At 50.9% G+C, this 24,841-nt stretch carries 17 protein-coding genes; 14 read left to right on the forward strand and 3 right to left on the reverse strand.

The features are described 5' to 3' along the window. The first annotated feature begins 154 nt into the window (after positions 1–154). The 6 genes from ACYU8Y_RS09100 (at position 155) to ACYU8Y_RS09125 (ending at position 12,196) form a co-directional block, all read left to right on the forward strand. Complete coding sequence (locus ACYU8Y_RS09100) at positions 155–3,610, forward strand: SusC/RagA family TonB-linked outer membrane protein (protein WP_460936380.1); 3,456 nt, start codon at positions 155–157, stop codon at positions 3,608–3,610. A 42-nt stretch (positions 3,611–3,652) separates the two neighbouring features. Beyond that, on the forward strand, positions 3,653–5,383 hold the full coding sequence (locus ACYU8Y_RS09105; protein ID WP_460936382.1) for a RagB/SusD family nutrient uptake outer membrane protein: 1,731 nt from the start codon (positions 3,653–3,655) through the stop codon (positions 5,381–5,383). 101 nt (positions 5,384–5,484) lie between these two features. Continuing rightward, positions 5,485–7,686 (forward strand): outer membrane protein assembly factor BamB family protein, encoded by a 2,202-nt coding sequence (locus ACYU8Y_RS09110; protein WP_460936384.1) that lies wholly within the window; start codon positions 5,485–5,487, stop codon positions 7,684–7,686. A gap of 63 nt (positions 7,687–7,749) precedes the next feature. Next, positions 7,750–9,129: an enolase C-terminal domain-like protein gene (locus tag ACYU8Y_RS09115; protein ID WP_460936386.1), complete on the forward strand. Its 1,380-nt coding sequence runs from the start codon at positions 7,750–7,752 to the stop codon at positions 9,127–9,129. A 124-nt stretch (positions 9,130–9,253) separates the two neighbouring features. Further along, positions 9,254–11,158 (forward strand): hypothetical protein, encoded by a 1,905-nt coding sequence (locus tag ACYU8Y_RS09120; protein ID WP_460936388.1) that lies wholly within the window; start codon positions 9,254–9,256, stop codon positions 11,156–11,158. Between the two features lie 186 nt (positions 11,159–11,344). Further along, the gene (locus ACYU8Y_RS09125) at positions 11,345–12,196 is read left to right on the forward strand and encodes an SMP-30/gluconolactonase/LRE family protein (protein ID WP_460936390.1); all 852 of its coding nucleotides are present in this window, start codon (positions 11,345–11,347) and stop codon (positions 12,194–12,196) included. A gap of 152 nt (positions 12,197–12,348) precedes the next feature. Here the strand turns inward: ACYU8Y_RS09125 and ACYU8Y_RS09130 are convergent, their stop codons facing one another. After that, positions 12,349–13,572, reverse strand: coding sequence for a PQQ-dependent sugar dehydrogenase (locus tag ACYU8Y_RS09130; protein ID WP_460936392.1), 1,224 nt, complete (start codon positions 13,570–13,572; stop codon positions 12,349–12,351). 589 nt (positions 13,573–14,161) lie between these two features. On the opposite strand from ACYU8Y_RS09130, the gene ACYU8Y_RS09135 reads away from it, so the two are divergent. From ACYU8Y_RS09135 to ACYU8Y_RS09155, 5 genes are all read left to right on the forward strand, one after another. Then, positions 14,162–14,566: a response regulator gene (locus ACYU8Y_RS09135; RefSeq protein ID WP_460936394.1), complete on the forward strand. Its 405-nt coding sequence runs from the start codon at positions 14,162–14,164 to the stop codon at positions 14,564–14,566. A 290-nt stretch (positions 14,567–14,856) separates the two neighbouring features. After that, on the forward strand, positions 14,857–15,525 hold the full coding sequence (locus tag ACYU8Y_RS09140; RefSeq protein ID WP_460936396.1) for a hypothetical protein: 669 nt from the start codon (positions 14,857–14,859) through the stop codon (positions 15,523–15,525). Next, positions 15,522–16,790, forward strand: coding sequence for a glycerophosphodiester phosphodiesterase (locus ACYU8Y_RS09145; RefSeq protein ID WP_460936398.1), 1,269 nt, complete (start codon positions 15,522–15,524; stop codon positions 16,788–16,790). The genes ACYU8Y_RS09140 and ACYU8Y_RS09145 overlap by 4 nt, the downstream gene beginning before the upstream one ends. 4 nt (positions 16,791–16,794) lie before the next feature. After that, entirely contained in the window at positions 16,795–17,445 is a 651-nt protein-coding gene (locus tag ACYU8Y_RS09150) for a hypothetical protein (protein WP_460936400.1), read from the forward strand. Between the two features lie 20 nt (positions 17,446–17,465). Further along, the gene (locus ACYU8Y_RS09155) at positions 17,466–18,341 is read left to right on the forward strand and encodes a metallophosphoesterase family protein (protein WP_460936402.1); all 876 of its coding nucleotides are present in this window, start codon (positions 17,466–17,468) and stop codon (positions 18,339–18,341) included. Between the two features lie 7 nt (positions 18,342–18,348). Here ACYU8Y_RS09155 and ACYU8Y_RS09160 read toward each other — a convergent pair whose 3' ends face one another. Then, complete coding sequence (locus ACYU8Y_RS09160) at positions 18,349–19,113, reverse strand: hypothetical protein (protein ID WP_460936404.1); 765 nt, start codon at positions 19,111–19,113, stop codon at positions 18,349–18,351. Positions 19,114–19,241: 128 nt separating this feature from the next. Here ACYU8Y_RS09160 and ACYU8Y_RS09165 point away from each other — a divergent pair, with 128 nt between their 5' ends. Further along, complete coding sequence (locus tag ACYU8Y_RS09165; protein ID WP_460936405.1) at positions 19,242–20,870, forward strand: amidohydrolase family protein; 1,629 nt, start codon at positions 19,242–19,244, stop codon at positions 20,868–20,870. A gap of 20 nt (positions 20,871–20,890) precedes the next feature. Here the strand turns inward: ACYU8Y_RS09165 and ACYU8Y_RS09170 are convergent, their stop codons facing one another. Continuing rightward, entirely contained in the window at positions 20,891–21,889 is a 999-nt protein-coding gene (locus ACYU8Y_RS09170) for a lysylphosphatidylglycerol synthase transmembrane domain-containing protein (protein WP_460936407.1), read from the reverse strand. Positions 21,890–22,015: 126 nt separating this feature from the next. Between ACYU8Y_RS09170 and ACYU8Y_RS09175 the strand changes: the two genes are divergently transcribed. Beyond that, positions 22,016–24,094: a DUF7657 domain-containing protein gene (locus ACYU8Y_RS09175; RefSeq protein ID WP_460936409.1), complete on the forward strand. Its 2,079-nt coding sequence runs from the start codon at positions 22,016–22,018 to the stop codon at positions 24,092–24,094. After that, positions 24,087–24,839 carry a glycosyltransferase family 2 protein gene (locus tag ACYU8Y_RS09180; protein WP_460936411.1) on the forward strand — a complete coding sequence of 251 codons (753 nt, stop codon included), beginning with the start codon at positions 24,087–24,089 and terminating at the stop codon, positions 24,837–24,839. Before ACYU8Y_RS09175 ends, ACYU8Y_RS09180 begins: the two co-directional genes overlap by 8 nt. The last annotated feature ends 2 nt before the right edge of the window (positions 24,840–24,841 follow it).

Consider the following 24,841-nt stretch of genomic DNA (forward strand, 5'->3'; position numbering starts at 1 on the left):
TGACGTAATCATCCCCATTTTTCACAAAAAAAGCCAGTGATGATTCCGGCATCACTGGCTTCACGTTCGCCCTTGTTCGAGACCCTCATCCAGGATGAGGCAGGGGGTTCTTTGTCCATTCCTAAATTCAAATAGCCAAAAAACAAGTAAAAGTATGAAAGAACTTCGACAACCGCTTAGCCTGTTGCGCAGCCTTATGAAATTTACTGTCTATCAGTTACTCCTAGCGGCTATATTAGCCGGTCTGGCAACTGCCCGTCCGGTTGAAGCACAGCGAGTTATGGATCAGCATGTTACACTCCGTGTGAATAACCTGAGTCTGAAAACTGTCCTGAACCAACTGGGTCGTCAGGCCGATGTACGCTTTGCCTATCGGTCTGCGCTTGTTCAATTAAATGACCGCATATCCCTTAATGCTATAAATCAGCCGCTGGGCGATGTGCTGAATACACTGCTGACGGCTCACCAACTGATGTATCAGGTAAAAGGGCGACAAATTATTCTGAATCAGGAGCCTGCGCCTGCACTCATCGAATTGCCCTATGTGAAAGATGCGACCTCCGCCGATCGGAATCTTTCCGGATCGGTTACGGATGAAGGGGGCAGTAAGCTGCCCGGCGTAAGCGTTGTGGTCAAAGGCACTAACCGAGGAACCACCACGGATGCCAATGGCCAGTTTCGGATGACGTTGCTAACGGGCGACGATATACTGGTTTTTAGTTTTGTCGGTTACCTGTCGCAGGAAGTTACGGTCGGCAATCAGACGGCGCTGAATATCATGCTGGCGACGGATACCAAGAACCTCAACGAAGTCGTCGTTGTCGGATACGGTACGCAGAAACGATCAGACCTGACGGGCTCGATCTCCTCGGTGAAAGCGGAAGAGGTCAGAAACCTGCCTGTCCGGAGCGTTAACGAAGCCTTGCAGGGCCGGGCCGCGGGGGTTCAGGTGACACGTAATGATGGCGCGCCTGGCAGTAGCTCGGACATTGTCATCCGGGGCGTCGGTTCCATCGGGGGCATGTCTCCCCTGTATATCGTCGATGGGATACGGATGTCCGCTGGAAACAACTTTAACCTTCAGGATGTCGAGTCCATCGAAATTTTGAAAGACGCCAGTGCGGCCGCTATTTACGGCGCTCAGGCCGCCGGTGGTGTGGTTCTGGTGACGACCAAGCGCGGAACCAGTATGGACAAGATGAAAATTAATTTCAACGCCTACTACGGTGTCCGGCAACCACTGAATCTTTATAAAATGCTGAATACGGCGGATTATATTACCGCTAAGAAAGCCTTCGGCGTCAGTACCAGCGGCTGGGGTGATCCCGCTACGTTGCCCGACAACGATTGGGTGAAAGACCTCTATACCAACGGCTCGGATCAAAGCTATTCGCTGTCTTTATCGGGTGCCACGGCTAAAACCAACTACTACCTATCCGCCAACTATCAGCGGGAAGGTGGTACGATGATCGACAACTGGTTTGATCGGTACGGACTTCGCTCGAATGCAGACTTCAAAATCAATAAAAAGCTGAAGGTTGGCGAAACGCTCTATGCCTGGAAAACCGGCAACAACCCCACCGTGACTACCACGTTCCCGTTTCGTTCGGCACCGGTCGTCCCTATTTATGACCCAACCAACTCATATGGTGGCTGGGCTAAAACCGGTACGTTTTTTACCGGCCCCAATCTTGTCGGGCAGGAATACCAGAACCACCAGTTGAATGAGCAATACGCGCTGGAGGGAAATCTGTACGCTGACTGGGAAATTTTGCCGGGCCTTAATCTGCGCTCAACGGTTGGTGCGTCGATCTATAACGTAAAGAATTACCGGTTCGTCGAAGCCTACGACTACGGGACTGTGGCCAATCGCAATGCCTTCCTGAGCCGCGACGTCAATAACCAGCGTAATCTGACGGCTAACTTTGTGCTGACCTATGCCAAAACGGTTGGGCTGCATGAGTTCAAAGCCCTGGCCGGGTATGAAGCGTACCAGTCGGACCTGAGCAGCCTACATGCCGAAGCGCAGAGTTTTCCGTACGTGACGTATAACCTGGGCCTGACCAGCAATCCCAGTAGCTACGTGGCCAGTGGTGGCGAATTCCCGCAGACCCGGTTGCTGTCTCAGTTTGGACGGATAAATTATACATACAACAATAAATACCTGCTGACGGCGACAGTGCGTCGGGATGGGTCGGACCGGTTTGGGCCAGCTAATAAGTTCGGTGTTTTCCCTTCGGCGTCGGTAGGCTGGAAACTAAATGAAGAAGCGTTCATTCGGGACAATCTAACCTACATTACAAACCTGAAACTCCGGGCCAGTTACGGAAAATTGGGCAGTACCAGCAACATTCCTCAGTATACCTATCAGGCGTCGTATGCGGGCAATGGGGGCACCAACAGCATGGGCCTACCTGATGGCTCTCGCGCAAAAGGCTACGCCCTGACCGCCCAGTTAGCCAATCAGGATATCAAATGGGAGTCGGTCAATCAGACGGATATTGGGTTAGATGTCGGGCTGATGAACAACCGGCTGAACATTACCGTAGACTGGTATAGCCGCCAGACAAACGGCATGATTTATCAGGTTCCCGTAGCCCTTTCGGCCGGATTCAGCACCACGTCGCCGACGGTTGTTTACACCAACATCGGTCAGATGAGTAACAAAGGGCTCGAACTGGCGGTCGATTACCGGAACAAAAAAGGCGCATTCACGTACGGTATTACAGCCAATGCTTCGTTCAATGCCAATCTGGTAAAAAAACTGGATGGTGTCAATAATAACCCGATCAACGACGGCCCGGCTGGCGATTACCTGGAAAGCACGGTATCCCGCACCCAGGTGGGCCAGCCGCTGGGTCAGTTTTACGGCTATAAAGTAGCCGGAATTTTCCAGAGTGACGCCGAAGTTGCCACACTGAACCAGAAGGCTCAGGAAGCAGCCGCGGCAACGGGTGGTACAACGACGGGAACGTACTACCAGGCGGCTGCCACCGGAGCGGGTGATCTAAAGTTCGTGGATGTGAATGGCGATGGAAAAATTACAACGGCCGACAAAACGTTCATCGGCAATCCGTGGCCCAAAATGACGTATGGGGTTACGTTGAATCTGGCCTGGAAAGGACTTGATTTTTCGGCCTTGTTCCAGGGCATCACCGGCGTCGATGTGTTCAATGCCAACAAATACTATACGCCAATTTTTGTGGGCGATTACAACACCACCCGTGACATCTTCAATACGTCGTTTTTCAATGGCAATGGCCTGACCAATCTGCCGCGCGTAGGCTATACCGATGCCTCGGGCAACTACGTGCGCGACCCGAATGCCAACTACACCCGGATTTCAGATTACGCCGTTGAAAGTGGTGCTTTTCTCAAACTGCGGACGGTTCAGATCGGCTATACGCTACCGGCTTCGCTCATGAAACAGTGGAAAATGTCGGGGCTGCGGGTGTATGTGCAAGGCCAGAATCTGCTGACGTTCACGAAGTATTCCGGCCTCGACCCTGAAGTGCTGGGCCGTAACGGCACGACGGCCCGGGGCGTCGATACCATTTACTCGTATCCGCGCACCTCGCTTGTTTCGGCGGGGCTTGACGTGACTTTCTAAACATCATTCACGGTATAAAGTGACATCAAACGATCGTTCATTATGAAAATATTAGTCAAACTCTCCCTTTTTATCTTTGTGCTGGGTACGTTATCCTGCAAAGAGAGTTTTGTAAATGTTGACAATCCGACAGCTATTTCTACGGCCAGTTATCCGGCTACGGTGGCGGATCTGGAGCAGCTTCTGCTGGGTGTTTACGCAACGCAACACGCGCCAAGCCTGTACGGACACAACATGCTGGCCAAAAACTCGTATCTGTGGGATCATACCACGGATTTGAGCTGGCAGGGCACGACTACCTGGATTCAGTTGGCGCAGAACAATTCGCAGCCCAACGACAGCTTTCTGCAGGGAACCTGGCAGGATCTGTGGCGGGGTGTTCAGCGCTGCAATACGCTACTGGCCAGTATCGAAACCTTCAATGCCAAAGCCAATGCTGCGGACGTGGCTTCGGCTAATCTGATCAAGGGGCAGACGCTGTATCTGCGGGCCTGGTATTATTTCAACCTCACGACCTTGTGGGGCGAAAGCTTTATTGTAGACGGACAGGGGGGCGATAAAATGGGCGTTCCACTGATCACCAAAACGTCGACCAGTCTGCCCGAAACGCAGGTTGCCCGATCTACGGTCAAGCAGTGCTGGGATTTTATTACCACCGATCTGAAGGCCGCCGAAACGTTGCTAAAAGGAAAAAGCTGGACGGGGGCTACCGACAAGTATAAGATTGGCGAGTGGGGCGTTAAAGCCTTTCTGGGTAAGGTATACGTGTATACGCAGGACTGGACCAATGCGAAAACCTACCTGGGCGATGTCGTTACCAATAGTGGCAAATCGCTGGTTCCGTTCGATACGTACAAAACCATGTTCAATGGCCAAAATGAGTTCAACGCCGAATCCCTGATCGAACTCAACCTGAACGTCGATATGACGTATCGCGGTACAGACGACCGTTCTATGGGGTCCAGTATCGGAATGGTGATTGCCCCGACCTATGTTGGTACCAACGGCGCACAGGCCGCATCGGCCTGGTCGAATGTTTTTCCGCACGCCAAAAATATCGCTCGGTTTGGCTTTAATCTGGGACACTATTTCCCGACAGGCACGGCGACGGCCAATGTTGCCAACGTCGACAAATCGTACATCACCCGCTCCGTTGCGGCCCGAACGAATAAAACGGTAGACCCTCGGTTGTGGGTTTCCTGCCTGCAACCCTATGTCGATTCGATGATTGTGGGCGGGGTCAAAAAGCCAATTTCTCACTACCTGGATATTTCGGAAATCGATATGGAAGCCTGGAGTTTCCGGAAGTACATTTATTTGAACGGGGCCGAAGGGGAGGTGAACATGGCCAACGGCGACAACATTCTCTGGCTTCGGCTGGCGGATGTATATCTGCTCTATGCTGAAACTCTGACTCATTCCGGCGACAATGCCACTGCGCTGGAGTACATCAACAAAGTCCGACGAAGAGCGTATGGGTATCCCACCAATACGCCCTCGACCGTTGATTACAAAACCCTGACCGATCAGACCAGTGCGCCGGATAACGTGCTTAAGAACGATCCACTCAAATACGAACGATGGGCGGAACTGTTCGGGGAGGGCCACTGGTGGTTCGACGTTTGCCGGTGGAAAATTGGTGATAAGGAAGCCGCTTATTATCAGCGGGTTCGTGGGGGTGCCATTCAATGGAATGCAACCGATTATGCCCAGCCGATTCCCATCAATGAAATCACATCCAACGTCAATATAAAGCAGAATCCGGGTTACTAAAGGGCATGTACAGCAAGTACCCCATAGCAGCGGCCAACGGTTGCTGTGGGGTAGTTTACGTCAGCCAAATTCGAACACCTGACCATTTCTAAAGAGTGCCTATGAAGTACATTACCTATCTCGGATCGATTGGGGTATTGGGGTTGCTACTGACGGCCACTTATCCCAGTCGGGAAGTGGTAACCACGGAGCCGCCGGGCCAATCAGACTGGCGCAATTACGGTGGCAACAAGGCGGGGAACCGTTATTCAACCCTTAGCCAGATTAATACCGAAACCGTTAAAAACCTCCGCGTAGCCTGGACCTACAATGCCGCCGAGGCCGACGGTAAAGCTGGACGCCAGCCGGAAATTCAGTGCCAGCCCATTGTGGTCAACGGCATTCTTTACGGTACCACGCCCAAGCTGAAATTATTCGCGCTTCGGGCCAATACGGGAGAGCAACTCTGGACATTCGATCCCTTCAAAGACAAGCAGGCCCGGCTCAATCCGAATCGGGGCGTTCTTTATTGGGAAGATGAGACTCACAATGGCCAATCAGACAAACGAATTATTTACACGGCAGGCCCTACACTCTTCGCCATTGATGCCCTGACGGGTGAGCCGGTTGCGCAGTTCGGTAAAAATGGCGAGGTCGATATGCGGGAAGGGCTGATGGACGACCCGAAACAGGACATTACCAAACTAGCGGTTACGGCAACCAGCCCAGGCGTTATCCACAAGGATTTACTGATCATGGGCTGTACCGTCTCTGAATATGGTGATGCCGCGCCGGGACATATTCGTGCGTTCGACATCCGTACGGGAAAGATCCGCTGGACATTTCATACCGTTCCGCAACCGGGCGATGCGGGCTACGAAACCTGGCCTAAAGACGCTTATAGGAAAATTGGTGGTGCCAACAACTGGGCCGGCATGGTGCTCGATGAAAAGCGGGGCATGGTTTACCTGGGCACTGGCTCGCCAGCGGTCGATTTTTACGGCGGAAGCCGGGCCGGCCAAAACCTGTATGCCGATTGTATTCTCGCCCTGAACGCCGAAACAGGCAAACTGAAGTGGTATTACCAAACCGTTCACCATGACCTGTGGGACCGGGATCTGCCTTGCCAGCCCAATCTGGTTACGGTAAAACACAATGGCCGGATGGTCGATGCGGTGGCCCAGTCTACGAAAGATGGGCTGGTTTACGTGCTTAACCGCGATACGGGGACTTCGCTTTTTCCGGTAGAAGAACGGGCGGTTCCAACGACGGGACTACCGGGTGAGCAGCCCTGGCCCAAACAGCGCTTTCCGCTAAAACCGGCACCTTTTGCCCGGCAGGTGTTTACCGAAGCGGACATTACCGATCGCACGCCCGAAGCGCACGCGTTCGTGAAAGAGCGGTTCGTAAAAACCCGCTCCGGCAATAAGTTTATGCCACCGAGCCTGGAGGGAACGCTGTTTTTTGGAATTGGTGGCGGTGCAGAATGGGGCGGCAACGCGGCTGATCCGGACGGTATTCTGTATCAGAATTCGAACGAAATGGTCTGGGATCTGAAAATGGCGGACGTGGCCGCCCGGAACGCCGAAATTTCGTCGAAGGGTACGGCTTTGTATCGGACCAACTGTGCGGCCTGTCATGGGCTGGATCGCAAAGGGAGTGGCGATGCTTATCCAAGTCTGGTCGATGTTGGCAAACGACTGTCAGGCCAGGACATTCAGGCAGTTCTGAAAACGGGCCGGGGACGGATGCCATCCTTTGAGCATATTCCGGAGCAGGATCGGATTACACTGGTCCGATTTTTACTTAACACGGAGCCTAAAGCCAGCGAAACCGACGATCACCACAGTGCTGCGGCCCCGACAGTTGTTGCTAGAAAATCGGAATTTCCCTACATACCGCCCTATATCAACAACGGATGGACCCGTTTCGTCGATCCCGATGGCTATCCGGCCGTAAAACCACCCTGGGGGACGCTCAACGCCATCGATTTAAACACCGGTGAATACGTATGGAAGGTTCCGCTGGGCGAGTTTCCTGAATTGACAAAAAAAGGAATGCCCATAACGGGTACCGAAAACTACGGTGGGCCCATCGTTACGGCAGGTGGGCTGGTCTTTATCGCGGCTACCTATGACGAGCGTATCCGGGCGTTTGACCGGAAAACGGGCAAGGTTGTCTGGGAGTACCAGCTTCCGGCGGGCGGTTTTGCCACACCGATTACCTATCAGATCAATGGCAAACAATACGTCGTTATTGCGGCTGGCGGGGTGAAGAACGGTCACAAGCCGGGCGGTTCTTACATCGCCTTTGCTCTGCCGTAGCCGTGTTCGTCAAGCATCAACAGTATAATTTATAAATGCATTAACCCGTCAAACCTTAATTCCATGAATACAAACCCTGAATCGCACGAGTCTCAGCCGGATCAAAGTCGCCGTGACACGTTAAAAATGCTGGGCTTCGGCTCCTCAGCCGGACTACTTAGCCTCTTTGGCGGCATGTCCACCGCACAGGCCCGCGAACAACAAACTAAACCCCAATACGCCGTCGGCACCCCCCCCGTCAAAATCAAATCCGTCAAGGCCATCGCCACCGCCCCCCAGGGGTCCAACCTCATCGTGGTCAAAGTCGAAACCACCGAACCCGGACTCTACGGACTGGGCTGCGCCACCTTCACCCAACGTGCGGCCGCCGTCGTGGTCGCCATCAACACCTACCTCAACGAGTTCTGCCTGGGCAAAGACGTCGATAACATTGAAGACCTCTGGCAGTCAGCCTATGTGAGCTCCTACTGGCGAAACGGACCCGTGCTCAACAACGCCCTCTCCGGACTCGATCAGGCCCTGTGGGACATCAAAGGTAAACGAGCCAAGATGCCCGTCTACCAACTCCTGGGCGGCAAGGTCCGCTTCGCCATCCCCTGCTACACCCATGCCGGGGGCAACACCCCCGAAGCCACCGCCGACAGCGTCAAGAAGTTTATGGAGCAGGGCTTCAAGTACATCCGCATCCAGCAGGGGGGCTACGGGGGGGTGGGCAGCAATGTCGACAAGCCGGACTTCAAAGCGGCCGGCTTCGGCTACGAGGGCGATGCCTACATGAACGTAATGGGCTACTTGAAGTCAGTACCCAAGATGTTCGAGACGGTCCGCAAGCAGTGTGGGGAGGAGATCGAACTACTTCATGATGTCCACGAGCGGGTGCAGCCCATCGAGGCCATCAACATGATCAAGCAGGTGGAAGATTACCGGCCCTTCTTCATCGAGGATCCCTTCTCGCCCGAGAACATGAAGTGGTTTGCTCAACTGCGGCAGACCACCACGGTGCCCATCGCGATGGGGGAGCTGTTTAACAACATCAATGAGTTCAAGGAGCCGATGGTGAATCAGTGGTTCGACTACATCCGGATACACGTATCTCAGATTGGGGGCATCACCCCGGCCATGAAGGTGGCCCGGCTGGGCGAGTGGTTCAACGTGCGGACGGCCTGGCACGGCCCGGGGGATGTTTCGCCGGTGGGTCACGCGGCTCATGCGCACATTGATCTGGCGGTGTGGAACTTCGGGATCCAGGAAGCGGTGGCCTTTTCGGAGAAGACGCAGTCGGTGTTCAGCGGCTGTCCGACGATGGAAAAGGGGTACATGTCGGTCAACGAGGTGCCGGGTCTTGGGGTTGACATCAACGAGAAGGAAGCGGCCAAGTATCCCATCAGCACCAAGTCCAACTGGCAGGTGCGCCGGATGGATGGAACCATCATCCGGCCGTGATACGCACTAGTCAGTGAGTAATTTAGTCTGTTAAGCCGCTTTCGGGTACGTCTCAACTTCGAAAGCGGCTCAACAGAAATGCGCGTACCAATAAGGTGTTCGTAAACTGATAGAACTGATATTCATGAAAAAACGGATATGGCTCTACAAAGGCATCGCCTTATTGTCGCCTTTGCTGATACTGGCACTGCTGGAGGGATTTCTGCGACTGTTCGGCTATGGTCATGACGTCCGTTTGTTTATTGAAGATCCTCAGCACCAGGGCTATTGGATTATGAACCCGTACGCATCGGAGCGGTATTTTACCGAGACGGAAAACGCAACGATCGGTAATTTTGAATCCTTTCCACAACGCAAAGCCGAAGGGACATTGCGTCTTTTTGTCTTAGGCGAATCGACCACGATTGGCTATCCATATATGCACAACGGGTCGTTTCATCGGTGGCTTCACTATCGATTTTTACACACGTTCCCCGACAAAAATATCGAGATCATCAACCTGGCCATGACTGCCGTCAATACATATACCGTGTATGGCTTTGCCAAAGAGTTAATCAATTACGAACCTGACGCCGTACTGGTATATACCGGCCATAACGAATACTACGGGGCATCCGGGGTGGGTTCTACCAGCACGTTGGCCCATAATCCTGCGGTGATGCGACTACTCATTAAACTGCGGGAATTTCGATTGATCCAGCTCATTAATCGGGGGGTAAATGGCATTCGGAAGGCCGTATCAGGGCGCGACCTTGATTTACGGGAGAACCTGATGAAGCGAATGGCTGCCGAGCAGCAAATTCCATACGGATCCGAACTTTTCCAGGCCGGTCTCGATCAGTTCGAAACAAACCTTACAGACCTCTGTCAGCTTCTGAGTGATCGACACATTCCGGTTTTTATCAGCAATCTGGTCAGTAACGAAAAAGACCTGAAGCCATTTAGTAGTGCGCCGGGCCAAGGGGCGGCATCCGCGCAGGCTCATTACCAGCGGGCTACTCAGGCCTATACAAAAGGCAATTTTGCCCAGGCAAAGAAAGAATACATACAGGCCAAAGAACTGGATTTGCTGCGGTTTCGAGCACCGGAAGCTATCAATCAACTTATTCAGGAGCTGGTCGTTAAGTATCCGGGAGTTACGCTGGTAGATACGAAGCGATACTTTCAGGAACGCTCACCACATGGAATTCTGGGGCAGGAAACCCTACTGGAGCACGTTCACCCAAACCTCTATGGATATGCCTTGCTTTCCGAAGCTTTTTACGATGCGCTGAAAAAGAGCCAACTCATTGCGGATGGGGGTAATAACGAAATGTCGTTTGCCAGGTTGCGGCAGCAAATGCCGCTTACGGCGGTGGATTCGCTTAAAGGTGCTTACGAGATCATGATTTTGAAGGAAGGCTGGCCCTTCAATATACCGATGCCAGCGGAGGAAAAGCGAGCCAAGACGTTTGAAGAGCAGTTGGCTGGAGCGCTGGTTGTGAAGCAAATTACCTGGCAGGAGGCCATGAACCAGTTGGTCAGCAGCTACGTCTCGCAAAAGAAACTGGCATTAGCCCGGAAAGTGACCGAAGCATTATCGCTGGAATATCCATACGACGCGGCTTTGTATAACAGGGCGGGAAAGCTGTGTCTGAGCCTGAATGACCCTGAACCAGCAATCGTCTATCTGAAAAAAGCCTTTAGGTTGACGAATTCGTTCGATACGGCTCAGCAATTATTTATTGCTTTACTCAAACTGGACCGGCCCGAAGAGGCCTTGCCTTACCTTCAATTCGCAGCAAAAAATAACCAGACCCAATTCGGGCTGAATGAGCTGGAATCGTTTGTTCAGCAATTAATTACGGTCAAGCAGCAGTTTACGAAGGATACGACCAACGTACGACTGAGCAATCAACTGGCGGCTGGTTACCTCAAATTTGCCAATACCACCGCGGCAGCCAAATATGTAGAGAACACATTACGAGTGGATGGGCACAATGCAATAGCCCTGCGTTTGAAGCAGCAAATTCACCGGCTAAAAAACTAACATCAGGGGCGTTTGTCGGACCGTAAATCCGCTACGGCTCGGTGGATGGTCAATTTTCACCGTCACTTGTTAATCCGGACAGAACAACCTCTGATGAACAGCAATAATTAACGAATAATAGGTAGATTGCTCCCTCATTAAAGCCTGGCGTAAAGCTAGTTTTCATTCCTATAATCCTGATCAATTATGGTAAGACCATTTCTTATTCTGGTGGCATCTGGTTTGTTAGCCAACCTGAACTTTTCGGTTCAGGCCCAGTCCGTTGACCTGAAACCTGTGTGGGAAACCGATACTACGCTCCGCACACCGGAAAGTGTTTTAGTTGATCCGGGGCAGAAAGTCCTTTATGTAGCCTGTATCAATGGGGGGCCAAGTCTGGAAAATAAAACCAGTTACATTGCCAAAGTGGGCCTGGACGGTAAGGTGATTCAGATGAAATTTACCGACAACCTCAACTCAACCAAAGGGATGGGTATTCTGGGAGATAAACTGTACGTGACTGAAATGACGCAGGTTGCCGAAATCGCTCTGGCTACGGGAAAAATCCTGAACCGCTACCCCATCGAAGGCGCTAAGTTCCTCAACGATATTGCCATTGACGCCAAAAAAGGGATCGTGTACGTCTCCGACTCAAACGACAGTAAAGTGTGGGCCATAACGAATGGAAAGGCCAGCCTTGTTCTAGGCAGTGCGCCCCTCAAAGGAACCAACGGACTCTTGTTTGAAAACAATCAACTACTGATTGGAAACGGCGACGGCTCTCTGCTGAGCCTCAATCCCGCGACAAAACAACTCAGCACGATTGCCAAGGTTTCGGGCGGTATCGATGGAATTGTGGCTCTGGGAAACAAGACTTACATGGTTACCGAGTGGGCCGGTAAAGTCTGGTATATTCATGCTGATGGCACGACTGAATTAAAAATGGATACGTCCCCCCAGAAAATAAACTCGGCTGACATTGGCTATAATCCAACGACCAAAATGTTGTTCGTTCCTACCTTTTTTCACAACACGGTCAAAGCGTACTCGCTCAAGTAAGTCGGCTCCGGCGCTGGTTAACTCGTCCGAGGCAATACGATTCTTTGCTGACTTTACTTTTTAGAAACCCTCCGCTTATTCATCCGGAAATGCCAGTTGAATAGGCGGAGGGGAATTCGATCAAAGGAAAAAATAATGATAAATGAGAATCATTATTTTTTATCAATGCGGTATAACCGTCCCTGGTCAGTAATCGCGTATAAAGCGCCGTCCTTTCCCTGCGTTATATCCCGAAAACGCTGATATTGATCCGCCAGCAGCCGCTCTTCACCGACTACTTTATCATTTTTGATGATAAGTCTCAGAACGTGCATTCCACTTAAGGAGCCAATGAAGAGGTTGTTTTTCCATTCAGGGATACGATCACTGCTATAGAACGTCATACCACTGGGCGAAACGACCGGGTCCCAATAATAGACCGGTTGTTCAAGGCCTTCTTTTTGCTGAATGGCGTTGCCTACTTTTTCGCCACTATATTCAATTCCATACGTAATGGTTGGCCAGCCGTAATTCTTGCCGGGTTGAATATGGTTCAGTTCATCTCCTCCACGGGGTCCAAATTCAGCTTCCCACAAATCGCCTGTCACCGGATCAAAAGCGAGGCTTTGTACATTCCGGTGCCCATAGGAATACAATTCTGGCCGAGCACCGGCCTGGCCAGCAAATGGATTTCCCGCAGCGGGTTTACCTTCTTTTGTAATCCGAATAACTTTTCCCAGGCCCGAATTGAGCGACTGGGCTTGTGGCCGGGTGACCAGATCCGAACGCTCTCCGGTGCTAATAAACAGATTTCCATCCGGGGCGATGAGTATACGGCCGCCGTAATGCAGGTTGCCTTTGTAAGCGGGTGTAGCCCGATAAATGACCGTTGCCCCCTCTATCTTTTTCTCATCGGCAGACAGTTTGCCTTTGGCAACCGCCGTCAGATTTCCCTCAGAGCTTGGTTCCGAAAACACCCAGTATACCATCCGATTCGTTTCAAAAGCAGGATCAACGCGAATCCCTAACAGACCACCCTGGCCGGAAGGATTAACTTTGGGAAGCCCCGTAATTGCTTCTCCCACCTTACCCGCTGGCGTAACGATGCGCATCGTTCCCTCCCGCTCGGTAACGAGCAGTCGGCCATCGGGTAGGCTCGTAATGCCCCAAGGGAATTTTAACGTTTCGGTCAGGACTTTACCCTCGTAGCTGGTCGCTGATTTTACACCCGCAATTCGGGTTTGGCCCGCAAAGGCAGGTTTATAGGTTGAATTGGGCTCTTTAGTTTCTACGGGAGCCGCCTGGCCAGAAGACGCCGTAGTTTCACCCGTAGTTTGGCCACAGGACGGCAATGCCAGGGAGGCACCCGCTATAAGTAGCAGAATTTTGGTTTTCATGATTGATTCAGATGCGTATTGATTATAAATGTTGAATACGTTTACGAATAAAAGAGTTTCGTATGTAAAGATCCTACTTGGTTCCTGCCAAAACAAGGTTGACTATGGCCGAAGGAACTGTCCTGAGCCAGCGGTGTCTTTCGTCCTGGAAGGAAGGGGGTGTTTACCTAAAAACAGATTGGATAGGAGGGTAGATGACCGATCGGGATAGCTATGCTCTGTTGTCCAGCGCCAGACCACAGAGCTGGTATCGAAGTAGCCAGTAGGCCAACAGCCGACCGCTTACTAGTTAGGGATCAATCACTGATCAAAATTAATTTTTTAACGTAGGATAGGAAAAATGTCTATGACAGACTACAGATTTTTAATTAGTATCATCCGTTTACTAGTACTTACTTAGTCGTATATTTTTGGTTATTAATTTACATAAAATCAGGAAATTTGGTCGCTTACCAAAAAGTACGTCCACTGGATAAGGTAAATATTCTGATTACTCCATTTTACGAGTGTATTGAGCGATTTATTGGGTATGTTTACGTTTGCTTTATTTCGTATATTAAATCAGTTATTGCCTTTTTATCTTTGATTTATGCCTGTCCACCGCCTGCCTGTTATCTGGATTGTAGACGACGATGAAGACGATCAATATTTGTTTGAGATCGCTTTTAAAACCTTGAAACCACCAGTCAGTGTCAGACGATTGAATGACGGAGAGGAACTGTTGCCCGCTCTCAATCAAAGTGATGGTAAACCCAGTCTTATTCTGCTGGATTTAAACATGCCTTACCTGAATGGATTTGAAGTCCTGCAACAGTTGCGGGCCGAGCCAGCCTATAAAAACCTTCCTGTGGTGGTGCTAACAACCTCCAATCATCGTGAAGATGAAGCGAAAGCTATGGAATTAGGGGCCAATGCCTTTTTAACCAAACCTGGTTCATCGGGGAAATTATTGATGCTGTTCGGGCAATTGGTTGAGGAATGGAAAATCAGCTAAGCAAGCTGTCTTCAGTTGCGGGCTATAGCTTCTGACCGAAGTTGGGCAGTTGACCCCGCTAGAATCGGTAAAGACGGGTAACACTTCAGAATTGTAACCTACCTGCCCAAACGATGACTGGCTTCTTCTCAGTAACGTATATTCTTATGTGTTTATAACATATTCCATCGTCGTGCAGTTTATTCCATTTGACTTTCACAGTAAGCTGTCAAGTGGCCACCATCGAAAAAATAATTACCAGATATTGTCAGGCAGGTTGTTTGATGATGCTCGTTGCGTCGTCGTCAGCAATGGCACAAGCAACCAACCCCTGGCCCGCCCAACCGAGTATTTACTTTCCCCAATCACCTCCGGCCGCAAAATGGCGAAGATCTATCGGGGCCGTATTCACCACTACACCACCCGAACTGACCGAGGAGGTCCGCGTTAGCGTACCCGCCATTGATTTTAACATCCAGCGGGCTTTGGGCCAGCATCTGTACGCAGTAGGCCGAATACAAACTCAACTCGTGCAAAGTAACTTAGGGCTGGGCTTACGGTGGGCCACGCCAATTACCAATCGGTTGGCGGCCTCGGTTGGCTACGATATAAATGGCTGGTTTGGGGCACTGCTCATTAAAGATGTATTCAATAGTCAGGCGTATGGAATCCAAACGTTCCCAAACCTGTCAGTGGGTTATCGACTAACCAGAGATTTGCAACTGACGGTTAAATCGGAAGCTATTATTGACCTGTATTATAAATCGCAGGTAGGTTCATTGGCGGTTGAATACAACCGGAGGCAAGTTAATGGAGTGGCTTTCACGGCTATTTTAGAACAGCCCTTTTACAATAAAACCCACGTTTCGGTTGGCATACGGGCTGCTTACTCCAATTTCAACTGGCAGTTGTGGTCGCTCTACGACACGTTTGATCGCAACCTGTTTTATCCTCAACTTATTTTCGGATTTATCCTGTGAAACTGACCTATCTTATTTTTCTGGGCTTAGTCCTCATAGGCGTCAATAGCTGTAGAAAAGATTACGAAGCGCCCGTTCCGTATGCCTTCAGCAACACGCCTGGCTCTGGCCGGTTCGTACCTGCTGTCAGGCAGGCAATGGAAGGCGTATATACTGTGACGGCCGGGTCAACCCAGTTTGGCGATCAGGTTGCGTTAAAATGGACCTACCTGTTAAATGGGTCCGATACAACACACTATTTATCTATTTTCACCGGGCTCGACGCCGGATATTTCAATCTGGAAGTCGGCTCTCAGACAGATAGTTTAGTCGTAAAGGGGTATTGGCGTAAGTTGGTCAATACTGTCAACGGGTTAACCAGCCTGACTGTTAAAGCCAGGCATAATGGGCAGTTACAGCCTTATACGGGTCAACTAGCTGCGGGGGATACGCTGGTGCTAACGGGATTATACGGCGAAAAAACAGCCCAGCCAGCGACACCTTTAGTGCTTACTTACAAGCGTCCCCTAAACCCGCGTCCTTTTGCCATTATGGCCCACCGGAGCGGAGGACGCACGTCGGATTTACTGCCGGCCTCAGAAAATTCGGTTGAGATTATAAAACTGGCGTCGCGTCTGGGAGCAACCGGAATCGAAATCGATGTTCGTTATACGAAAGATGGCGTTCCAATTTTGTATCATGACAATACACTCAACCTTCGGCTTATTCAGAAAAGTGGTTTAACCGGTCCTATCGAGAATTACACCTATCAGCAACTAAGTTCGCTGGTGCGCCTGATTAACGGAGAGAAAATTCCAACTTTAGAGGAAGCGCTGGAAACCGTTGTCAATAATACATCGCTGAGTTTTGTTTGGCTCGATACCAAATACATTGGTCCAATGGACAAGGTGCAGGCTATTCAACAGAAGTATATACAGAAGGCTGCACAGGCCGGGCGAAACCTTCGTATTGTGATTGGGCTGCCGAGTACCGATGCGGTAAAATCGTACGAGGCTTTGGCCAGTAAAGAAAATACCCCCATCCTATGCGAGTTAGACACGGCCATCACGCGTAGCCTGGGTGCCCGGATCTGGGCACCCCGCTGGACCCTTGGCCCGCAAACCGAAGAAGTTGCCGCTATGAAAGCCGAAGGGCGAACCGTATTTGTCTGGACGCTGGACGAAACCGAGTTTATTCGCGAATTTATCAGCCAGAATAATTTCGACGGCATTTTGTCCAACTACTCGCCAGTCGTTGCTTACTATCACTATGTTGAACAGCAGTAATCCTATGCGTGTTTGTTTACAGGCCATAGGGCTGGCCATCGGCCTGCTTGTGGGCCATCTGTCGGCCAACGGACAGCCGGTGACGATGCCCGACTCAATGGCTGCCCGGCGTGGACCGTATACAATTGTCGTGACGGCCGGGGGGGGCTTATCTTACTATGCAACCCACCTTGGTGTTCCAAACACAATCGAACAGAAACGCCTGAGTCGGTTCGGAGCACCTGGATCATTGCGGGTTATGTGGTATCCAGATCACCGTTTGCGAGTGGGTATAGAAACGGGTTGGACTACGATGTACAGTTACCGGGGGCGGGTGGCCAATGACCCGGTGCATGTGTACGTATCGGCTGTGCCGGTTCTGCTGGTTTTTTCAATGCCGCTGGCCTGGCTGAAGGGCACAGACCGGACATTGACCCGGCGATTGGCAGTGACGGCCGGAACAGGAGCCTATTTCAACTACTCCCGGCTGGATTACGTAGGTACGGCAACGGCCAATACAACCAGTTTGGGCTGGATGGCCGCGGCTTCATACACGTATCCGATTGGCCGTCGTTTCAGAGTAGCCGGTGAATTGAAATGGTTCGATGCCGTAGCGGCTCAGAATGCGGCATTTACGGCCGAAGTTCAGCTTGTTTGGCGAGCATTTTCATGGTAGTAAGTTCTAAGTGAAGCGTTATGGAACAGGATGTCAATAAAAGAGATATATTATTTCTAAGCGATACGCAGGCTCCCATGTGGGTAGAGCGGCTGGTATTGCGAACCCACCAGAATACTAAGGCAACCACGACTATTTTTAATGAGATAGTACGCTTGAAACCGGCCGTACTGTATTGGCTGGGTGATATTGTTTCGCTGGGTTATCGTTCGAACAAGTGGCGAATTATCGACCAGTTTCTGGCAAACTGCACCGCCGTTGGAACGGCCGTTTATGCCATCATGGGCAATCACGATGTAATGGGTCGCCCACGTAAAGGGGCAAAAAACTTTCAGCTTCGTTTTCCGGAGCACAGCCCCACCGGTTATGTGAAAACAACCGACGCAATTGCGGTGGTTATGTTAAATTCTAATTTCAGCATCCTCTCCGTAGCTGATCTGGTTAAGCAGCAAACCTGGTACGAACAAACGCTGAAAGACCTGGATGAAGATCCGGCCGTGAAGGTAGTCATCGTGACCTGCCATCACGCGCCTTATTCGAACAGCAAGCTGGTTGGTTCGTCTAAGCTTGTTCAGCAACGGTTCGTACCGGCCTATATACGCTCGCAAAAGGGGCGGTTGTTCATTACGGGGCACTCGCATGCCTTTGAGCGGTATCAGTTCGAAGGCAAAACATTTCTGGTCATTGGCGGGGGCGGAGGGCTCAAGCAGCCACTCAACGTGTCACCAAGTCGATTGCCTGATCTGGCGACAGATTATAAACCGCTGTTCCACTACCTGGCTGTCCGGCGCGAAGGGGAAGGTCTTTCCTTGACGTCGTATTGTTTGAAAAACGATTTTTCCGGCTTTGCGGTCGGTTATCAGTTCGAAATTCCGGCCGGAGAAACGGTCGCCTGAACGACATTTACTGTTCCTCTACCGTACCGGCACCTAAGTCTGAAAACAGCGTTTGCCAGTATTGGGTAACGGCCGGATTGTTTTGCTTAACGGATGCATTCGGCTCAAACGGCAAAATCATCGTGATCGTGGGGCTGCCAATTGTATAGCGTTTTAGCTGCTCCGCGTCGGCTTTGGCCCATTCGTCGGCCTGGGCGTTATCTTTAGGCGGCTTCACCTGAAAATCGCGTCGGGTGGAGCCTTTTACGCTTTCGATCATATCGCTCAGGTAATATACGTTTACGGTGGCACCCGACTCGTTGGCTTTCGCGATAACGGGCAGGCTGGCCCAGATGTCCGTTTCCTGATTGGAGGCTCCCGCATTTTGGGCACCCAATTGTTGGAACACCCGCTGGCGTATCTGTGCTTTTTCCCGGCTAAGACTCAGGTCGAATTCGGTTTCGGCTGCTTCCCGATCCGTAGCGCTGGCTGCCGATACGTCCTCCATCTCGGTGCGTGCAGTAATGGTCAGCGCACGGGCTTTGGAGGTATTTTCATGAATGAAATAGATTTCGAGTTTGTCGCCCTTCTGCCGGATATTCTGGTCAATAATCTCACTCAGTGCCTGCTGGTATTTTCGGGCAACAAACGCATTGTTGACGTTGACGCTACGGGTTTTATCTAAAAAAATGAGCGTATAAACAGGCTCGTTCGTACTGACTTTGGCCTTGTCACCATCGCCGGAGCAAGCCGATAAGAGGAACAATAAAAAGAGGGCAATGTATTTAGTCATAAGCCTTTCGGGTTGTAACCCGCCAATACGTTAATGCTTGATTCCTTATAGTAAAGTGTGGTTAGCGGGGCAAAAGTTCGGTAGTTTCGCTTATCTTACAACTGTTTAGCTGAACGATCGTCCTCAACATGGCCAAAATTTATACGCGACTGCTCCTCTCAATTAGTGCTGTATTCTTCACAGTTCTGGGTTCATTCGCTCAGGTCGAAAAGGCACCCGCCCGTCGTGAAGGCGACGGCCCATTCGGGAAACTCATCATTCGAGGTGTCACACTGGTGAATAGTACGGGCGCGCCACCCTACGGTCCGGTCGATATTGTGGTGGAGAAAAATCGCATTACTCAAATCAGGCAAGTCGGGTATCCGGGTGTTCCTATCGATCCGAAAGGCCGCCCCCAGGCTTCTTCCGGCGATAAAGAGCTGAATTGCGAGGGCATGTTCCTGATGCCCGGCTTCGTGGATATGCACGGGCACATTGGTGGTCAGGCGCAGGGGGCTAATGCCGAGTATGTATTTAAACTCTGGCTCGGTCATGGCATCACAACGATCCGCGACCCATCCTGTGGCAATGGCCTCGATTGGGTACTGGAACATCGGGCCAAGAGCGACCGAAACGACATCACGGCCCCGCGCATTAAAGCGTATACGGTATTTGGACAAGGGGCCAAAGAACCTATCAGTACACCCGAACAGGCGCGTGCCTGGGTGCAGCAGAACGCCAAACGCGGAGCCGACGGAATCAAGTTTTTTGGCGCGGAGCCCGCTATTTTTCGGGCGGCTCTGGAGGAAAACAAGAAGCTTGGCCTGCGGTCGGCCTGTCACCACGCCCAACTGGAAGTTGCCCGCATGAACGCGCTGGCAACGGCTAAGGCGGGTCTGACCTCGCTTGAGCACTGGTACGGCCTTCCCGAAGCCCTTTTCGATGACAAGACCGTTCAGAACTACCCGGCCAATTATAATTACAACAACGAGCAAAACCGGTTCGAGGAAGCGGGCAATCTCTGGCAGCAGGCCGCCAAACCCGGCAGCGATCGCTGGAACAAGGTGATGGACGAACTGATCGCCCTTGATTTTACCCTCGATCCTACCTTCAATATTTACGAAGCCAACCGTGAACTGATGCTGGCCCGGCGCGCCGAATGGCACGATGAGTATACGATGCCGAGCTTATGGCGCTTCTATGGGCCAAGCCGGATTTCGCACGGGTCGTACTGGCACTCGTGGGGAACGGAGCAGGAGGTGGCCTGGAAAAAGAATTACCAGCTTTGGATGGCCTTCATCAACGAATATAAAAATCGGGGTGGCCGCGTCACGGCGGGCTCTGATTCCGGATTTATCTATCAGCTTTACGGATTTGCCTATATCCGCGAACTTGAACTTCTGCGCGAATCGGGCTTTCACCCGCTTGAGGTTATCCGGGCTGCCACGCTGAAAGGGGCCGAGGCCTTGGGTATGGCGGATCAGATTGGATCGGTGGAGGTGGGTAAGCTCGCCGACTTTGTCATTGTCGATCAGAATCCACTCGCCAATTTGAAAGTGCTGTACGGTACGGGAGCCATTCACCTAACTGAGAAAAATGAAGTTGAGCGCGTTGGTGGTGTTACGTATACGGTGAAGGACGGCGTTGTTTATGATGCCAAGAAACTACTGGCCGATGTTCGGAAAATGGTGGCCGACGCCAAGCAGAAAGAGAACTTTGAGATTACGCAACTGGGTGTTCCGGCCAATGCTGGAAAAGTGTCAAGCGGCAAAAATTAACAGAGAATAGCCTATACTTATCATGGCGTGTGTTCCGAGTGGGAAACCGACTTGCGAGCGATCAAAATAGGCAGTAGCAGGAAGCTGACACTACTCAGCAGCAGGTTGAAGCCAAAGCCAACTGCATGGAGGAAGGTGGCTGTTACAGCACCCTGTGTCGCTGTGAAGCCATACAAAATCAAGGCTCGGCTAACAAAAAAATGATACGTTCCAATGCCCCCTTGGGTAGGAACCGCCAAGCCACCCAATGAGCTGACGGCCAGAATGGTCAAAGCCGCCACGGGAGGTAAGTTACGTGTATCTTCAGTGGTGAGCAGTAGCACATAAGTGGATAACCAGGCCAGCCCTTGAATCAACAGCGTTAGCGCAACGAACAGGCCGGGGTTTGGGAGTTGTCGAATGGCCATAAACCCTCGCCCAAATCCTTGTCCAATGCCTATCAAACTAGCCATTAGGGGGTGTTTTCGTAAAACCGGATGCTTGAGTAATTGGTAGATAGCTACACCTACCCCAACCAGACCCAATACGCCTATAACTATACCTAGCGTATTGGGAAGGGCCAGTGTCAAGCTGGAGAAGAAGTTTTTTGCCCGACTGAATTCCAGCGTAACTGTTAGGAGCAGTACCAGCGCCAGCATAAACAAATCGATGATCCGCTCGGCAACTACTGAGCCAATACCCTGCGAAATGGGAATGCCGTCTGTTCGTTGAAGAGAACCGCACCGGGTTAACTCGCCTGCACCCGGAACGATCATACTCGCCAGCGATCCGGCTAACAGGGCCACCGTTGCCCGAACTAACGACGGCTGGTAGCCAATGGCCTGAAGCGTGAGTTGCCACCGGGCCGCCCGGACAACATAAAATAAGCCTATCAGTAGCCCTACCACCGATAACCAGCCATAATTAGCCCGGCGGAACTGGTCGCCAATCTCCTGCACTGGTACATCTCGTATAACATACCATAGAAGAAGTCCAGCCAGTAAAACCGGTACTGTCCGTTTTAGGATAGCCTTACTCATGCGGGCAAATTACCTATTTTCGGAAAGAAAACGCCCGATGTTGGCAAACTGGCATGGTATTAGTAAGTTTGATTAGGCGTAATACCACCGCTAAGTCAAACTGAATATTCGTCCAGAACCAGCCTCATGTCGAAGAAACAAAAAGGCCGAACCGCCGTTGTTGGAACCCCCCCAGCCGTCAAGACCGTGAGTTCGACACCTGCGAAACCCTCCGTATCAGACTCCCCTATACCTGCTGATGTACCCCAACGTGAGCAGCCGTTTGAACTGATTCGCTTCGATAAGCGGGTGAAATGGTTTCTAGGTATCTGCGCTGTACTTTTTGTTCTGTTGACAATGGCAAAAATACACCCGGTATCGCTGGCTATCTGGAACCAGCTCTTACCCGATGGTAGTTCGGCAAGGCGGGGTCTTATTTCGGGCGAGCCGCGGCAAATCAGAATGGACGATTATGCGGTTAGTACCCCTTGGCTTCTTTCGCAGGTGAATAATGATTTTCCAGACCAGAACGAAACAATTGGGGGGGAGAAGGCGCCCGTACTCGTAGCGCCTGCCAAGCATTTCAGCCAACTTTTTAAGCCACAAAACTGGGGGTTTTTCATTCTGGATTCAGAACGGGCCTATGCCTGGACCTATAGTTTCTACTTTGTCTTTGCCCTGATTGGTGCTTCGTTCATGTTGCTGCTCCTCACTCGCAACAATTTTTGGCTATCGGTTTTTGGTGGATTATGGCTGCTACTATCTTCGGGTACCCAGTCCTGGGTTTATGGCCCCGCCGTGATGATTGGCGCCATTGGATTCATATTTGTCGCCAGCGTATATCTGATTTACAGCACTCAGTGGAAGCATATTCTATTAATTTCCATGGCTTTGGCGTGGTTACTAATGGTGTATGCCTTGATACTCTACCCACCATACCAAGTGCCACTAAGTTATGTGCTTTTAGCGTTGCTGATCGGTTACGGTATCAATAATAGAGATACTAAGCGGATGCTTACGTTGTGGCCGGTGAAATCAGGTGCTGCTTTACTGACATTGATCCTGCTGGCGGGATCATTCCTGGTATTTTATACAGATATTAAGCCTACGCTCGATGCAATTATGAATACCGTTTATCCGGGTAAACGGAGTGAACTGGGCGGAACAGGCTTCATTGGCAACTGGTTTTCGGAATATTACTCCTGGCAGATGAATGACCGATTGTTTCCTGCCAAATGGCTTAATAACTGTGAGTTATCTCATTACATCACGTTTGCGCCAATTATTATCCCCGCTATGATCGTATCCTTCTGGCAGACGCGCCAAATCGACTGGGTATTGGTTTTGCTGAGTGTGTTCATCGCGATTGGCTACGTGTGGATTGAGATTGGCTTTTCCGATTGGCTAGCTAAGTTAAGTTTATGGAGCATGAGTCCGACACGCCGGACCCAAATACCTTTTGGCATTGCCAACGTCCTGTTAACGGTAATGTATGTACACTACCTGACGACGATTAAATTTAAGTCAAAACCATTGTACGCAGCTCTTGGCTTTATTGGGGTAGCAGCCTTCATGATTTATGCCGCTGAGCTTAACATTGGCGATTCTGATGGTTTTTTTAAGTGGCGTCAGTTGTTTGTGCCCACTGCTTTCTTTGCTGGCATGGGTATACTACTTCTTCCAACCTGGCAGCCTTCTTATCGGGCGAGCATTTTTTGTGCTGGTATCCTGTTGTTTTTATTGCCTAACCTACGGATGAACCCTGTTGCAAAAGGCCTGACACCCATTACCGAGCATGCGCTTTATCGCGCCGTGCAGGATATTCGTCAGCAGGATCCAAACGCCCGTTGGGTAGTCAATGGCAGTCAGTATATTTCGTATCTCGTAACGGCTACGGGGGTTAAACTCCTGAGTGGCGTTAAGTATGTTCCGGCCCGAAATATAACCCGCGTGCTTGATCCACAAATGAAGCGCGACTCGGCCTACAACCGCTATGCACATACGGTGTACAACTCCTACATCGACCCGGCAAAACCCGATTCAGTTATTATGGTAAATAATTTCGAAGATGGGTATGTTGTTGCCATGGACCCCTGTTCACCCCGGCTCAAAAAATTGAACGTGAAATACGTTATTTTTGATAAGCAACCACAGCCTGTTGAAATCCGCTGTATGAAAGAAATTTCAGTATTGGGAGGAATTCATATTTATCAGATAAATGAGTAGGCTATCGAGTACATCGCCCAGAATCCTGATTGTCGTACCCTGCTTCAATGAGGAAGCGGCCATAGCAGGCGTTGTTACCGATATAAATAGAGTTAAAGCCAAACATGAGTTGACGCTCGATGTTCTGGCCGTAAACGATTGTTCAACAGATAATACACTGACGGTTCTCCAAACTCTGAACTGCCTATACCTGGATTTGCCGGTTAACCTGGGTATTGGGGGGGCTATGCAGACGGGATACAAATACGCCTGGCGGAATGGTTACGACATTGCGGTGCAAATGGATGGTGATGGGCAGCATCCTGCTCAGGAACTCATGACGATTCTACAGCCGATTATGGAAAGTCGGGCCGATGTCGTTATTGGTTCTCGTTTTCTAACAAAAGAAGGGTTTCAGTCGTCGGCGATGCGTCGACTGGGAATTAATTATTTCCGCTGGCTTAACCGGACGTTGGTCGGACAAACGATTTATGATAGCACATCTGGTTTTCGGGCGTTTAATCGTCGAACCTTAGCCGTTGTCAACAAATACTATCCTGACGAATATCCTGAACCAGAGGCTATTGTGCAGTTTGGTCTATCAGACCTCAAGATGTTGGAGGTGCCGGTGCAGATGCGTGAGCGACAGGGTGGGGTATCGTCTATCAATAACGGTCAGGCTATCTATTATATGCTCAAAGTGACACTGGGAAGCTTGTTTGTGTACGCCCGGCTCCATCGAAAGAAAATTCCAAATGTGGCTTAGTA

This window comes from Spirosoma humi, from assembly GCF_054776575.1.